Origin of the sequence: Streptomyces sp. TBY4 (genome assembly GCF_024213195.1) — a bacterium.
GTDB lineage: Bacteria > Actinomycetota > Actinomycetes > Streptomycetales > Streptomycetaceae > Streptomyces.
Window position 1 is genome coordinate 104,039 of record NZ_JANAVF010000009.1, and the last position, 13,875, is coordinate 117,913.

The 13,875-nt window shown below is 73.6% G+C and carries 14 protein-coding genes and 1 pseudogene; 10 read left to right on the plus strand and 5 right to left on the minus strand.

The features are described from left to right. Positions 1-18 precede the first annotated feature (18 nt). The 3 genes and pseudogenes from chpH (at position 19) to NLX94_RS39400 (ending at position 1,325) form a co-directional block, all read left to right on the plus strand. On the plus strand, positions 19-252 hold the full coding sequence (gene chpH / locus NLX94_RS22175) for a chaplin ChpH (RefSeq protein WP_254384748.1): 234 nt from the start codon (positions 19-21) through the stop codon (positions 250-252). A gap of 221 nt (positions 253-473) precedes the next feature. Next, a pseudogene (locus NLX94_RS39395) lies at positions 474-617 on the plus strand (chaplin); the annotation flags it as partial. 543 nt (positions 618-1,160) lie between these two features. Continuing rightward, positions 1,161-1,325, plus strand: a complete 165-nt coding sequence (locus tag NLX94_RS39400) for a hypothetical protein (protein WP_308402496.1) — start codon at positions 1,161-1,163, stop codon at positions 1,323-1,325. 40 nt (positions 1,326-1,365) lie between these two features. On the opposite strand, the gene NLX94_RS22185 is transcribed toward NLX94_RS39400, so the two are convergent. Then, entirely contained in the window at positions 1,366-1,554 is a 189-nt protein-coding gene (locus NLX94_RS22185; protein ID WP_243333977.1) for a DUF5703 family protein, read from the minus strand. A gap of 47 nt (positions 1,555-1,601) precedes the next feature. On the opposite strand from NLX94_RS22185, the gene NLX94_RS22190 reads away from it, so the two are divergent. Then, positions 1,602-2,264: a hypothetical protein gene (locus NLX94_RS22190; RefSeq protein ID WP_254384749.1), complete on the plus strand. Its 663-nt coding sequence runs from the start codon at positions 1,602-1,604 to the stop codon at positions 2,262-2,264. Positions 2,265-2,331: 67 nt separating this feature from the next. Here the strand turns inward: NLX94_RS22190 and NLX94_RS22195 are convergent, their stop codons facing one another. Together NLX94_RS22195 and NLX94_RS22200 are read right to left on the minus strand one after the other, a co-directional pair. Continuing rightward, positions 2,332-4,791 (minus strand): helix-hairpin-helix domain-containing protein, encoded by a 2,460-nt coding sequence (locus NLX94_RS22195; RefSeq protein WP_254384750.1) that lies wholly within the window; start codon positions 4,789-4,791, stop codon positions 2,332-2,334. After that, positions 4,788-5,780, minus strand: a complete 993-nt coding sequence (locus NLX94_RS22200; RefSeq protein ID WP_254384751.1) for an aldo/keto reductase — start codon at positions 5,778-5,780, stop codon at positions 4,788-4,790. The genes NLX94_RS22195 and NLX94_RS22200 overlap by 4 nt, the downstream gene beginning before the upstream one ends. A 100-nt stretch (positions 5,781-5,880) precedes the next feature. Between NLX94_RS22200 and NLX94_RS22205 the strand changes: the two genes are divergently transcribed. After that, on the plus strand, positions 5,881-6,930 hold the full coding sequence (locus NLX94_RS22205; RefSeq protein WP_254384752.1) for an LLM class F420-dependent oxidoreductase: 1,050 nt from the start codon (positions 5,881-5,883) through the stop codon (positions 6,928-6,930). Between the two features lie 223 nt (positions 6,931-7,153). Then, positions 7,154-7,942 carry a ferritin-like domain-containing protein gene (locus NLX94_RS22210; RefSeq protein ID WP_254384753.1) on the plus strand — a complete coding sequence of 263 codons (789 nt, stop codon included), beginning with the start codon at positions 7,154-7,156 and terminating at the stop codon, positions 7,940-7,942. A 30-nt stretch (positions 7,943-7,972) separates the two neighbouring features. Here the strand turns inward: NLX94_RS22210 and corA are convergent, their stop codons facing one another. Further along, the gene (gene corA / locus NLX94_RS22215; protein ID WP_308402489.1) at positions 7,973-8,956 is read right to left on the minus strand and encodes a magnesium/cobalt transporter CorA; all 984 of its coding nucleotides are present in this window, start codon (positions 8,954-8,956) and stop codon (positions 7,973-7,975) included. Positions 8,957-9,018: 62 nt separating this feature from the next. Here corA and NLX94_RS22220 point away from each other — a divergent pair, with 62 nt between their 5' ends. The 4 genes from NLX94_RS22220 to mshC all read left to right on the plus strand — a co-directional run bounded on the left by NLX94_RS22220 (position 9,019) and on the right by mshC (position 12,553). Continuing rightward, on the plus strand, positions 9,019-9,726 hold the full coding sequence (locus NLX94_RS22220; protein WP_254384754.1) for a histidine phosphatase family protein: 708 nt from the start codon (positions 9,019-9,021) through the stop codon (positions 9,724-9,726). 77 nt (positions 9,727-9,803) lie between these two features. Further along, positions 9,804-10,394: a DUF3090 domain-containing protein gene (locus tag NLX94_RS22225; protein ID WP_243333987.1), complete on the plus strand. Its 591-nt coding sequence runs from the start codon at positions 9,804-9,806 to the stop codon at positions 10,392-10,394. After that, entirely contained in the window at positions 10,358-11,203 is an 846-nt protein-coding gene (locus NLX94_RS22230) for an SCO1664 family protein (protein WP_254384941.1), read from the plus strand. Before NLX94_RS22225 ends, NLX94_RS22230 begins: the two co-directional genes overlap by 37 nt. 120 nt (positions 11,204-11,323) lie before the next feature. Next, the gene (mshC, locus tag NLX94_RS22235; protein WP_254384755.1) at positions 11,324-12,553 is read left to right on the plus strand and encodes a cysteine--1-D-myo-inosityl 2-amino-2-deoxy-alpha-D-glucopyranoside ligase; all 1,230 of its coding nucleotides are present in this window, start codon (positions 11,324-11,326) and stop codon (positions 12,551-12,553) included. 217 nt (positions 12,554-12,770) lie between these two features. Here mshC and NLX94_RS22240 read toward each other — a convergent pair whose 3' ends face one another. Beyond that, the gene (locus tag NLX94_RS22240) at positions 12,771-13,766 is read right to left on the minus strand and encodes a PAC2 family protein (protein WP_254384756.1); all 996 of its coding nucleotides are present in this window, start codon (positions 13,764-13,766) and stop codon (positions 12,771-12,773) included. Between the last annotated feature and the right edge of the window lie 109 nt (positions 13,767-13,875).

Consider the following 13,875-nt stretch of genomic DNA (forward strand, 5'->3'; position numbering starts at 1 on the left):
TGCCTACTAGGAGGAACAATGCTCAAGAAGGTTGCCGCCGCTGCGGCTGTCACCGGTGGTCTGGTTCTCGCGGGTGCGGGTCTGGCTGTCGCCGACGCGGGTGCCCAGGGTGCGGCCATCGGTTCGCCCGGTGTCGCCTCCGGCAACGTCATCCAGGTTCCGGTCCACGTTCCCGTGAACGTCTGCGGTAACACGATCTCCGTGATCGGCCTGCTGAACCCGGCTTTCGGCACCACCTGCGTCAACGCCTGACGTTTCTGAAGTTCTCGGCCCCGGAGCGCATTCCAGCGCTCCGGGGCTGTCGGGCTTTACGGGCCCGACGACGATCTTTCGGCGTACCAGGCGGGGGAGCCTGCGCGGCCAGTGCGCCGACCGGGCGTGCACGTGCGTGCGCGTGCGCGATGGACACACCAGGGGACGAAGTACAGATGCGACGACAGGTACAGGTCACCGGCAGGAAGACCTTGGTCACCATGGCGGCCGCGGGGGGTCTGCTCGCACTCGCAGGGGGCTACGCACACGCGGACTCCGGCGCCGCCGGCCGCGCCGCGCACTCACCGGGACTGCTGTCCGGGAACGCCTTCCAGGCTCCCGTGGACGCACCGCTGAACGCCTGCGGGAACACGGTGACGGTGGTGGGGGCCCTGAACCCGGCCTTCGGCAACCACTGCGCGAACCTCCCGGCCCGGCCGGGACACCCGCAGCACCCCCAGCACCCGAACCACCCCGAACACCCGGGCCACCCGCACGAACCGTGCGACGAGGACACCGGCCCGGGGCACCCGCAACACCCGGGCGGCCCGGGGGACTACGGGAACCCGGGTGGTCCGGGCGACCACGGCAATCCGGGCGGTCCCGGCGACCACGGGAACCCGGGTGGTCCGGGCGACCACGGAAACCCGGGGGGTCCTGGGGGTCACGGGAACCCGGGAGGTCCCGGCGACCACGGAAACCCGGGGGGTCCTGGGGGCCACGGGAATCCCGGAGGTCCTGGAGGCAACGGCAATCCGGGCGGTCCCGGCGACCATGGGAACCCAGGGGGTCCTGGGGGCCACGGCACCCCGGGCGGCAACGGCAACCCCGGGGTTCCGGGTGGCGGGCTGCAGCCCGGGACTCCCAACGGGCCCGGCTCCGGCCCGGGCGCCGGATCGGTGACGCCGGTGACCCACCCCGCACAGGGGGTTGGCGACTCCACCGCTCCCACCCCGGCCAGGGGCCTCGCCGCCACGGGCTCCGGTGACGTGCTCACCGCCGGACTGCCCCTGGCCGCGGGCATGCTGCTGGCCGGCGCCGTGCTCTACCGCCGGGCGCGCAGCGCGGCCTGACGGTTCCTCAAGGACGCGGGTCCCGGCCCCGGGACCCGCGTCACCAGGTCGCGCGGACCTGACGGATGATCCGGCGGCGCAATCGCACGCGGCGACTGCCGTCCCGGAGCAGGGTCAGCCGATCGAGCTCCCAGTGCCCGTACTCGGCGTGTTCGGTCAGCAGGCGGGTCGTTTCCTGACGTGGAACCCCACGGGGCACGTACAAGTCGACAAATTCGTATTCCGGCATCGCATCTATTGTGCCGCGAGAGCCCCGCTACGGATAGCGTCTGCACTATGTCTGATGCCGCTCTGCCCACTGTTGCCGAGGTACGCGCCGCCGCCGAGGCGGTCAAGGCCGCGCTCGACCGTCACCTCGCCGCGGTCGAGCGCAGGATCGGGGACGATGATCCGGACGTCTACGCCGCGTTCAACGAACTCGCCGCCGCCGCCGAGGAGTACGACGAGCTCCTCTACGACCGCTACGACGAGGTCACCCCGTTCGAGATCCCCACTCCCGAGGACGGGCTCCCGTACACCGGCCCCGCCGAACCCGCCGCCTTCAGCGTGCTCATCCGCCGCGACTACGCCGTCGTCGAACCGGCCCGCCTGATCGCCCAGGCCGAACGCGTCGTCGCACACGACCGCGAGGCCGAACTCGCCCACGACGGCGGCACCGCCGACGCGCTCGGCGTGCTCTTCGGGGAGTACGAGCCGGACGAAATCGCCTCCCGGGCCAAGGACTTCGGGCTGGAGGAGGGTGATTCCACACTGTGGATCGCCGCCTCGGAGGAGGTCGCGGAACCGGGGGAGTGGCTCGGTTCGCCCTTCGGGCACATCGATCCGCAGGACGTCATGCACCGGTTCGACGTCAGCTCGGTCTTCGACGAGGACGACGAGGGGGAGGACGAGGAGGCCGGGGACGGCGAACCGGCCGCCCGCGGCCTGACCCCGGCCTGACCGCCCGACCCCGTACGGAACGACCGCGGCCCCCGTCCCACCCGGGACGGGGGCCGCGGTGCGGTTGCTACCCGGGCTGCGCCGACGCGGATGCCGAAGCCACGAGCGCCCGCAGCAGACCCGTCAGCCGGGTCGTACGGGGCTTCGCCGGGACCTCCGCGACCGCGCGCGGCAGGGCCTGGTCCACCCCGTGCACCACCGACAGGTGCCGCTCGGCCCGGCCGAAGGCCGTGTACACCCAGTCCCGGGACAGGGCCTGCGCCGCGTCCCCGGGCAGTACGACGACCGCCGCGGGCCAGCGGGCCCCGACGGCCTGGTGCGCCGTCACGGCCCAGCCGTGCCGCACCTGCGACTCCACCCGCTCCTTCGGTACGACGATCCGCGCGCCCGCGGCTCCGGCCAGGTGCAGCCCCTGGGCGTCGGCCGACACCACCCGGGCCGGCAGCGCCCGCCCGGCGGAGGGCACGTGGACCACCCGGTCACCGGGGTCGAAGCCGCCGAACCGGCCCGGGCCCGGGTTCAGCCGCTCCTTCAGGGCCGCGTTGAGCGCGCGGGTGCCCGCCGGGCCGCCGTGGCCCGGGGTGATCACCTGGACGGCGTCCGCCGGGATCCCGAAGGCGCGGGGCACGGACTCGGCCACCAGCTGCACGGTGCGGTGCACCGCCTCCCCGGCGTCGCGGACCGGGACGATGACGACCTCCTTGCCGGGGGCGTCGACCTGGTTCAGCTCCCCGACGCCCACGCCCGAGACCAGCTCGCCGATCGGGCCCGGGTCCGGGATCCGGGAGACCAGCTGCGGGCAGGCCCGGGCCGCGAGCACATCGGCGAAGACCCGGCCGGGACCGGCGGAGCCCAGGACCGCGGGATCGCCGGACAGCACCAGGCGGGCCCCGTCGGGGACGGACTCCACCAGTGCGGCGGCCGTCTCCACGTCCAGCTGCGGGGCGTCCAGGACGATGAGCAGGTCCAGCGCGAACTGCCCGTCGGCGTCCCGGCCCGGGCCCTCGGCGCCCGCCAGCAGGCCCGCGACGGTGACGGCCCCCTCGGCCGGGGCGTGTGCGGCCAGGCAGGCCCGCAGGCCGAACTCCCCTGCCGCCGCGAGGAGTGCGCGGGGTTCGGCGCGGGCGGCCTCGCCGCCGGTGTGGGTGACCAGGCCGTGGCCGGCGGCGGCGCGGATCAGCTCGGCGCCCGTGCCGGTGGCCGCCTTGTCCCAGTCGGCCGGGTCGGTGAAGGTGTTGGCGAGCCGGGCCAGGCCCTCGGCGAGGCTCTCCTCGGCCATGGCGGAGCCCTCCAGGCCCACGAGGATCCGTACGGGCTGCTCCTCGTCTTCGGAGACGGGTGGACCCACCGGCTCCTCGAAGGCCAGCGCCGCGCCCTCGGCGACGGCCGCCTCCAGTGCCTCCGCGGGGTCCGGTACGCCGTACTGGGCGAGGGCCGACTCCAGGGTGGGGGCCTCCAGCACGGTGTGGCCCTTGGCGGCGGCCTGCGCCAGCAGCCAGCCCACCAGGGCGGCGGCCCGCCGTTCGTCGCCGGGGCCGGTCGCTTCGGCGCCGAGCAGGGCGCGGGCGAACCCGTCGGCCTGGGTCGGCCGGACCCCGGCGACGGCCAGCAGCCGCCAGGGGGACTCCGCGAGCTGCTCGGCGGCGTCCTCCCCGAGGGCGGCGGCGGTCTGCGGGGCGAGGGCCTCGGGGGCTCCGCCCCGGGCCAGGACGGCGCGGATCGCCTGGACGGCGTCGGGGGAGGGCGCGGGGGTTGCCTGCGGCGCGGGGGACGGCGTGCGGACCGGCGCGGGCGCGGTGGTGGGGGCTGCGGACGGGGCCGGCCGGCGGGGCGCCGGGGGCGCGTCGAACTTGGCGGGGGGTTTGCCGCCGCTCTCCACGGCCCGTACGGCGGCCAGCAGGTCGGCGGCCGTGCCGCGGAGCTTGGCGCCGGCCTCCACGGGGGCTTCGCGCTCCGCCTTGCGGCGGGCGATGCGCTCCCGCTCGATCTTCTGGGCGGCCAGCTCCGCCGCGGCCTCACTGAGCTGCGGCGCGGCCTCCGTCGCGGCCCCGGCGGCCTCCGTCCCGGGGCCGTCAGCCGCTGTCCCGACTTCGGCGGCCTCCGTCCCGGTCCCGTCAGCCGCTGTCCCGGCCTCGGCGGCCTCCGTCCCGGCCCCGTCAGCCTCCGTCGCGGCCTCGGCGGCCTCCGTCCCGTTCTCGGGGCCGGTGGCGGGCCCTGCGGGGCTTTCCCCCACCCCGCCCCTTCCCGAAACCGGGGGCTCCGCCCCCGGCCCCCCGACCCCGCCCCCGGCTTCGCCGGTCGGTGCGGCCTCTGCGGCAGCGTCCGCCTCCCCGGCTTCGCCGGTCGGGGCGGGTTCCGCCTCCGGGTCTTCGGCTTCGCCGGACGGCGCGGCCTCCGCGGCAGCGTCGGCCTCCCCGGTTTCGGCGGTCGGCGTGGGGTCCGCGGCCGCGGGCTCGGCTTCGGCCGACGGGGTGGGCTGCGGCCCGGCCGGGTCGGTCGGGTCTGCCGCGGCGGCGGTGTCGGTCACAAGGTGCTCCAGTCCTGATCGGGATAGCGGTGGACGGGCGCCGAGACGTCGTCCAGCGCTTGGCGGATCTCCTCCGGAAGACTAAGGGCCTCCACCGACAGGGCCGCCCCGAGCTGCGCCGACGTGCGCGCGCCGACGATCGGCGCCGCCACCCCGGGGCGGTCGCGGACCCAGGCCAGGGCCACCTGGAGCGGGGTCACCGCGAGGCCGTGCGCGGCCGTCGCCACCGCGTCCACGATGCGGCTCGCCGTCTCGTCCAGGTAGGGGTCCACGAACGCGGCCAGGGTCTCCGAGGCGCCCCGGGAGTCCGCCGGGGTGCCGGACCGGTACTTGCCCGTCAGGACGCCCCGGCCGAGCGGGGAGGACGGGAGGAGGGACAGGCCCAGGTCCAGGGCGGCCGGGACCACCTCCCGCTCCACGCCGCGCTGGAGCAGGGAGTACTCCATCTGCGTCGAGGCCAGCCGGGTCCGTACCCCCGGCGCCGCCAGCTGCCAGGTCGCCGCCTTCGCGAGCTGCCAGCCGCTGAAGTTCGACACGCCCGCGTACCGCGCCCGGCCGCTGCTCACCGCGATGTCCAGCGCCTGGAGGGTCTCCTCCAGCGGGGTCCAGGGGTCGAAGGCGTGGACCTGCCAGAGGTCGACGTAGTCCGTGTCCAGACGGGCCAGGGAATCGTCCAGCGCAGCGAGCAGATGGCCGCGCGAGGCGTCGAAGCGGCGGTCCGGGTCCGCGACCCCGCCCGCCTTCGTCGCGATGACGAGGTCCCGCCGCGGGACCACGGAACCGATCAACTGACCGAGGAGGTACTCCGCTTCCCCGCCCCCGTACACATCGGCGGTGTCCACGAGCGTGCCGCCCGCGTTCCAGAACGCCTTCAACTGCGCGGCCGCTTCCGCCTCGTCCGGTCCGTCCGCCGACCGGCCCCAGGTCAGTGTGCCGAGACCGATGCGGGAGACGCGCAGTCCGGTGCGGCCGAGATGCCTCTGCTCCATGAGGGCTGAGACTACTGCCGCACTGACGCGGGACGGCCGGGCGCGCTACAGTCCCCGCAGACCTACGTTACTGATCGGTAAACCGGTAAGGGGACCACTCATGCGGCTCGGCATCAATCTCGGCTACTGGGGCGCTGGCATGGACGCCGACAACCTGGCCGTGGCACAGGAGGCCGACCGCCTCGGCTACGACGTCTGCTGGGCCGCGGAGGCCTACGGCTCCGACGCGCCGACCGTCCTCGCCTGGGTCGCCGCCCAGACCGAGCGCATCGACGTGGGCTCCGCGATCCTGCAGATCCCGGCCCGCCAGCCCGCGATGACGGCCATGACGGCCGCCACCCTCGACTCCCTCACCAAGGGCCGCTTCCGGCTCGGCCTCGGCGTCTCCGGACCGCAGGTGTCCGAAGGCTGGTACGGCGTGAAGTTCGACAAGCCGCTCGCGCGGACCCGCGAGTACGTGGAGATCGTCCGCAAGGCGATGACCCGCGAGCGGCTCTCGTACGAGGGCGAGCACTGGACCCTGCCGCTGCCCGGCGGCCCGGGCAAGCCGCTCAAGCTGACCGTGCACCCCGAGCGCGAGCACATCCCGCTCTACATCGCCGCCATCGGGCCCAAGAACCTGGAGCAGACCGGCGAGATCGCCGACGGCGCCCTGCTGATCTTCCCGGCCGCCGAGCACCTGGAGGCCACCGCCCTCACGCACATCCGGACGGGCCGCGAGAAGGCCGGGCTGACGATGGACGGCTTCGACGTCTGCCCGACCGTGCCGCTGGCCCTCGGCGACGACGTGACCGCGCTCGCCGACATGTTCCGCCCGTACACCGCCCTGTACGTGGGCGGCATGGGCAGCCGCAAGCAGAACTTCTACAACCAGCTGGCCCAGCGCATGGGCTACGAGAAGGAAGCCGCCGAGATCCAGGACAAGTACCTGGCGGGCGACAAGCAGGGCGCGGCCGCCGCGATCCCGCACTCGCTGATCGACTCCACCACCCTGCTGGGTTCGGTGGAGCGCATCGCCGACGGCATGCGGGCCTACGCCGAGGCCGGGGTCACCACCCTGACGCTCGCCCCGGCCGGCTTCACCCTGGAGGAGCGCACCGCCGCCCTGCGGGCCGGCGTGGAGGCCATGGAGCGCGCCGGCCTGGCCTGAGCGGAGCCCCCCCGCGGCGCCCTGCCCGGGCGGCGTCGAGAAGGTGTGGTCTGCGGCCGTGGTGGGGGCTCGGGGGGTCTTCCCCGCCACGGCCGACACAGCCAACAACGCGCGCGGCGGCCCCGGGGTTACGCGCCGCGGGCCGTCCCGGGGTTTCGTTCATTCGGACGAGCCGCGCGCCCCGCGGGTTGCCCGCCCGGGCGGGCGGCGTTTGACTCTGTTCATGCTCTCTGCCCGCAGCCTGTTCCAGGAGATCGTCGACCACGACGACAGCTTCCAGCTGTTCTGTTCCATCGCCGCCAGCGGGGAGTCCCAGGGCGGCTGGGAGAACGGCCGGATCGCGGCCCTGGTCCCCGACGGCATGCGCGATCTCGCACCCAAGATCACCCGGCACGGCGCCGACGAGGACAAGCACGGGCGGATCTTCAACGCCCTGCTGCGCAAGCGCGGCCTGCCGCCCGTTCCGGTCCCGCCCGAGACCGACTACACGATGCTGCTGGAGCGCCGCGGCATCGGCCTCGCGCACGACAAGCTCCGCCGCGAGGAGCCCCTGACCGAGCGGGACATCGTGGTCTACCTCTCGCACAGCCGGGTCACCGAACAGCGCGCGGCCGACCAGATGGACATGCTGGTCAAGAACTTCGGGGACGACCCCGAGCTCGGCAAGGCCATCCGCATGATCAGCCACGACGAGGACAACCACCTCGCCTACTGCCACGAGGAGCTGCTGCGCCTCGCCCGCGAGGGCCACGGCCGGACCATCCAGCAGGTGCTGCGGGAGAGCGCGCTCGTCGAGATCGGCGTCTACCGGGACGTGAGCCTGGCCGTCATGGGCCACATGGGGCGGCTCCTGAACTGGCCCGCGCCCAAAGCGGCCGCGCTGGCCGCCGGGATCCGGGGCATGTACGCGTACGAGAGGTTCGCCGGCTGGCACCGGATGGTCTCCCTGCGCCCGCCGGCCCGCTCCGACGCCCTGGGCGGCCCGGTGGCCCCTGCGGCCGAGTTCGCCTAGCGCGCCGGCCGCAGGGGGAGCCGGGGGCGGTCAGAGCCAGCCGCGGCGCTTGAACATCCGGTGCAGGCCCACGCACACGATCAGCATCACCAGCACCACCATCGGATAGCCCCAGCGGTGCTTGAGCTCCGGCATGTGCTCGAAGTTCATCCCGTAGATCCCCGCCACCATGGTCGGGACCGCGGCCATGGCCGCCCAGGCCGAGATCTTGCGCATGTCGTCGTTCTGCCGGACGCCCATCTGCGCCAGGTGCGCGGCCAGCGCGTCCGACAGCAGCCGGTCCAGGCCCTCGATGTACTCGTTCGCCTTCGTCAGGTGGTCGGCGACGTCGCGGAAGAACGGCTGGGCGTGCTCGTGCACGAAGGGCACGTCCCCGAAGGCGAGCCGGTCCATCGGCTGGAGCAGCGGACTCGTGGCCCGGCGGAACTCCAGGACCTGCCGCTTGAAACCGTAGATCCGGGCGGCGGTGTTCTTGCTGTCCGAGGGGTTCGGGGAGAAGACCTCCGCCTCCAGCTCCTCCAGATCCGCCTGGAGCTCGGCGGCCACCTCGATGTAGTGGTCCACCACTGCGTCCGAGACCGCGTACAGCACCGCCGTCGGGCCGTGCCTGAGCACCTCGGGCTCGTGCTCCAGCCGGTGGCGTACGGCGGCCAGCGCGGCCCCCTCGCCGTGCCGGACCGTCACGACGAAGGAATCGCCGATGAAGAGCATCAGCTCGCCCGTGGTCACCGTGTCGGAGGCGTCGTCGTACATCACCGGCTTGAGGACCACGAACAGCGAATCGTCGTAGACCTCCAGCTTCGGCCGCTGGTGCGCGGTCAGCGCGTCCTCCACCGCCAGCGGATGCAGCCCGAACTCCTGGCTGACGTGCTCGAACTCCTTCTCCGTCGGCTCGTGCATGCCCACCCACAGGAAGGCGTCGCCCGTGGCCCGCGCCTCGTCGAGGGCGTCGGAGAAGTCGTCGGGCGCCGCGGAGCGGCGGCCTTCGCGGTACATGGCGCAGTCCACAATCACCCGCGCATTGTTCCCTGCCCGGCCCCCGACCGCACGTCGGCGGCACCGCATACCCTTCTGCCATGGCCACGCTGATCCTCGTACGACACGGGCGGTCCACCGCCAACACCGCAGGGCTGCTCGCCGGATGGACCCCGGGGGTGACCCTCGACGAGCACGGAGCCGAACAGGCCGCCGCGCTGCCCGGGCGGCTCGCCGCCGTACCCCTCGCCGCCGCGGTCAGCAGCCCGCTGGAGCGGTGCGCGCAGACCCTCGCACCGCTGCTGGCGGCCCGGCCCGATCTCGCCCTGCACACCGACGAGCGGATCGGCGAGTGCCACTACGGCGACTGGTCGGGCCGCAAACTCTCCGAACTGTCCGAAGAACCGCTGATGCGGATCGTGCAGCAGCACCCCTCGGCCGCCGCCTTCCCCGGCGGCGAGTCCATGCGCGCCATGCAGGCCCGCGCCGTGGACGCCGTCCGCGACTGGAACGCGCGGATCGAGGAGGAGCACGGCGCCGACGCCGTGTACCTGATGTGCTCGCACGGCGACATCATCAAGTCCCTTGTGGCGGACGCCCTCGGCATGCACCTGGACCTCTTCCAGCGGATCCACGTCGACCCCTGCTCGGTCACCGCGATCCGCTACACCCCGACCCGGCCCTTCCTGCTCCGGCTCGGCGACACCGGCGACTTCGCCTCGTTCGCGCCCCGCGAAACCGCCGCCCCCGACAAAGCCCTCGAAGACGGCGGCGACGGGGTCGTAGGGGGCGGTGCGGGCGCGGTGTGATCGAACGGCGCAGTAGGGTGGACGGGCCAACCCATGGGCGCAGCCCTGCCCCTGCTGCCGACGCTTGGAGACTGGACGTGCCCCGTCAGGTGTTCCTCTACGACCCGCCGGACCGTTTCGTGGCCGGCACGGTCGGCCTGCCTGGACGCCGTACGTTCTTCCTGCAGGCCTCCACCGGCCCCCGCGTCACCTCCGTCTCCCTGGAGAAGACCCAGGTGGCGGCGCTCGCGGAGCGGATGGAGGAACTGCTCGACGAGGTCGTACGGCGCACCGGGGGCAATGCCCCCGTGCCGGCCGTGGCCCCCGCCGAGGCCACCGACACCGCGCCCCTGGACGTCCCCGTCGAGGAGGAGTTCCGCGTCGGCACCATGGCCCTGGCCTGGGACGGCGAGGACCAGCGCATGATCGTCGAGGCGCAGGCCCTGGTGGAGCTCGACGCCGACTCGGAGGAGGACCTCGCCGAGGCGGAGGAGCGGCTGCTCCAGGACGAGGAGAACGGGCCGCCGATGCTGCGCGTGCGCCTCACCGGCGCCCAGGCCCGGGCCTTCACCAAGCGGGCCCTGGACGTGGTCAACGCGGGGAGGCCGCCGTGCCCGCTGTGCAGCCTCCCGCTGGACCCCGAGGGGCACGTCTGCCCGCGCCAGAACGGCTACCGGCGCCAGGCGTGAACGCCACGGGGGGAACGACGGAAGTGGAAGCACTGCTGGCCCACGGGGAACTCACCGTCGTCGGCCGGATCCGGGAGGCGTCCAACGCCGTCCTGCTGTGCACCGTCACGCACGGGGGCGTGAGCACCGACTGCGTGTACAAGCCGGTCAAGGGCGAGCGCCCGCTGTGGGACTTCCCCGACGGCAACCTCGCCCAGCGCGAGGTCGCCGCGTACCTGGTCTCCGAGGCCACCGGCTGGGGGCTGGTGCCCCCGACCGTGCTGCGCGACGGACCGTACGGCGAGGGCATGGTCCAGCAGTGGATCGAGACGGGGGAGTCCCCGGACGCGGAGCTGCTCGCGCTCGTGGACGGCGAGGAGGCGGGGGAGGGCTGGAAGGCCGTCGCCTTCGCCGAGGTCGGCGAGGGCCGCACCGCGCTCCTCGTGCACGCCGACGACGAACGGCTGCGCCGGATGTCCGTCCTCGACGCCGTGATCAACAACGGCGACCGCAAGGGCGGCCACCTGCTGCCCGCCCCCGGCGGACGGCTCTACGGCATCGACCACGGAGTGACCTTCCACACCGAGGACAAACTGCGCACCCTGCTCTGGGGCTGGGCGGGGGAGCCGCTGACCGAGGAGGCCGGCTCCGTGCTGACCGCCCTGGAGGCCGAGCTGGCCGCCGGAGCGCCCCTCGCCACCCGACTGGCCGAACTGGTCACCGCCGCCGAGCTGGCCGCCGTACGGGCCCGCGTGGCCCTGCTGCTGCGCACGGGGAAGCATCCGCAGCCCTCCGGACAGTGGCCCGCGATCCCCTGGCCGCCCGTCTGACCGGGCCGGGGCCCGCAGCGGGACACACGCACAGAACCGGCCATGGCGCAAGAGTGCCGATCCGGACAACAGTGCAGGTCCGGTTCGTTTTCGGAACACCCGTCCGGTTAGGCTCGAGACATGCATGCCTGGCCCGCTTCTGAGGTCCCCGCCCTGCCCGGCAAGGGCCGCGACCTCCAGATCCACGACACCGCGACCCAAGGGACGATCACCCTCGCCCCCGGTCCCGTCGCCCGTATCTACGTCTGCGGGATCACCCCGTACGACGCGACGCACATCGGTCACGCGGCGACCTACAACGCGTTCGACCTCGTGCAGCGCGTGTGGCTCGACACCAAGCGGCAGGTCATCTACGTCCAGAACGTCACGGACGTCGACGATCCACTGCTGGAGCGGGCCCTGCGCGACAACCAGGACTGGACCGAGCTCGCCGAACGCGAGACCGCCCTGTTCCGCGAGGACATGACCGCCCTGCGGATGCTCCCCCCGCAGCACTACATCGGCGCCGTCGAGGCCATACCCGGCATCGTGCCGCTGGTCGAGCGGCTGCGGGACGCGGGCGCCGCCTACGAGCTGGACGGCGACGTCTACTTCTCGGTGGAGTCCGACCCCAACTTCGGCAAGGTGTCCCACCTGGACGCCGAGGCGATGCGGCTGCTGTCGGCCGAGCGGGGCGGCGACCCCGACCGCGCGGGCAAGAAGAACCCCCTCGACCCGATGCTGTGGATGGCCGCCCGCCCGGGCGAGCCGAGCTGGGACGGCGGCTCGCTGGGCCGCGGCCGGCCCGGCTGGCACATCGAGTGCGTGGCCATCGCCCTCGACCACCTGGGGATGACCTTCGACATCCAGGGCGGCGGCTCCGACCTGGCCTTCCCGCACCACGAGATGGGCGCCTCGCACGCCCAGGTGCTGACGGGCGAGTTCCCGATGGCCAAGGCGTACGTCCACGCCGGGATGGTCGCGCTGCACGGCGAGAAGATGTCGAAGTCCAAGGGCAACCTGGTCTTCGTATCGGCCCTGCGCCGGGCGGGAGTGGACCCGGCGGCGATCCGCCTGGCTCTGCTCTCGCACCACTACCGCGCGGACTGGGAGTGGACCGACGAGGTCCTCGCCGAGGCGGTGGCCCGCCTGGAGCGCTGGCGCGCGGCCGTCTCCCGTCCCGACGGGATCCCGGCCGACGACCTGGTCGAGGAGGTCCGAGAGGCCCTCTCCAACGACCTCGACGCGCCTGCTGCTCTCGCGGCGGTGGACCGCTGGGTCGACCTCCAGATCGCCACGGACGGCGACGACGAGTCGGCCCCTGGGCTGGTCTCGCGCACGGTCGACGCCCTGCTGGGCGTGGCCCTGTAACCTGCGGCGCCGTTCCCGGGGGCTCTGCCCCCGGACCCCCGCGCCTCAAACGCCGGCGAGGCTGGATTTCGCCGGACGTGCCCGGAGGGGCTGGATGTGCCCGTAGGGCCATTCCAGCCCCTCCGGCGTTTGAGGAGCGGGGTCCGGGGCGGAGCCCCGGGAAACGGCGAAAGGGCGGGGCGGGGAGAAAAGCCCCCTGCCCCGCCCCACCACCCGGCTACGCCTCCGGAGGCGTCTCGTCCTCGTCCGACGAGGCCGCCGGAGGGGCAGGGGGCTCCTCCTCGGCCCCCGAAGGCTTCCGCTTCGGCGGACGGGTCAGCCCGCCGGAGGTGTCCCGTAGATACGACCCGTCACCCGGCTCCCCGGCAGCAGCCGGATCCCGCCGCCGCAGGTACCGCTCGAACTCCCGGGCGATGGCGTCACCCGACGCCTCCGGCAGGTCCGCGGTGTCCCGCGCCTCCTCCAGCGTCTGGACGTACTCCGCCACCTCGGAGTCCTCCGCGGCCAGTTGGTCCACGCCCAGCTGCCACGCCCGCGCGTCCTCGGGGAGTTCGCCCAGCGGGATCCGGATGTCGATCAGGTCCTCGAGGCGGTTCAGCAGGGCCAGCGTGGCCTTGGGGTTCGGCGGCTGGGACACGTAGTGCGGCACCGCCGCCCACAGGGACACCGCCGGGACACCGGCATGGGTGCAGGCCTCCTGGAGGATGCCCACGATCCCGGTCGGGCCCTCGTACTTGGTCTCCTCCAGGTCCATCGTCCGCGCCAGATCCGCGTCCGAGGTCACCCCGCTGACCGGCACGGGCCGGGTGTGCGGGGTGTCGCCCAGCAGCGCCCCCAGGATGACGACCATCTCCACGCCCAGCTCGTGGGCGAAGCCCAGGATCTCGTTGCAGAACGAACGCCACCGCATGGACGGTTCGATGCCCCGCACCAGGACCAGATCGCGCGGTTTGGGCCCGCCGATCCGGACCACGGACAGCCGGGTCGTCGGCCACGTGATCTTCCGCACCCCGTTGTCCAGCCACACCGTCGGCCGGTTGACCTGGAAGTCGTAGTAGTCCTCGGCGTCCAGAGCCGCGAAGACCTCGCCCTTCCACTCCCGGTCCAGGTGTGCGACCGCACCGGAAGCCGCGTCACCCGCGTCGTTCCAGCCCTCGAACGCGGCCACCATGACCGGGTCGATCAGCTCGGGCACGCCCTCAAGCTCGATCACCCAGGTCTCCTTCCGAAGTTCCCTTGTGTACGTGGGTCAGCCTAAGCCTTGATGAGGCACCGGCCACAGCCCACGACAGAGGGGCGGTTCCCCCTGGAACCGCCCCTCT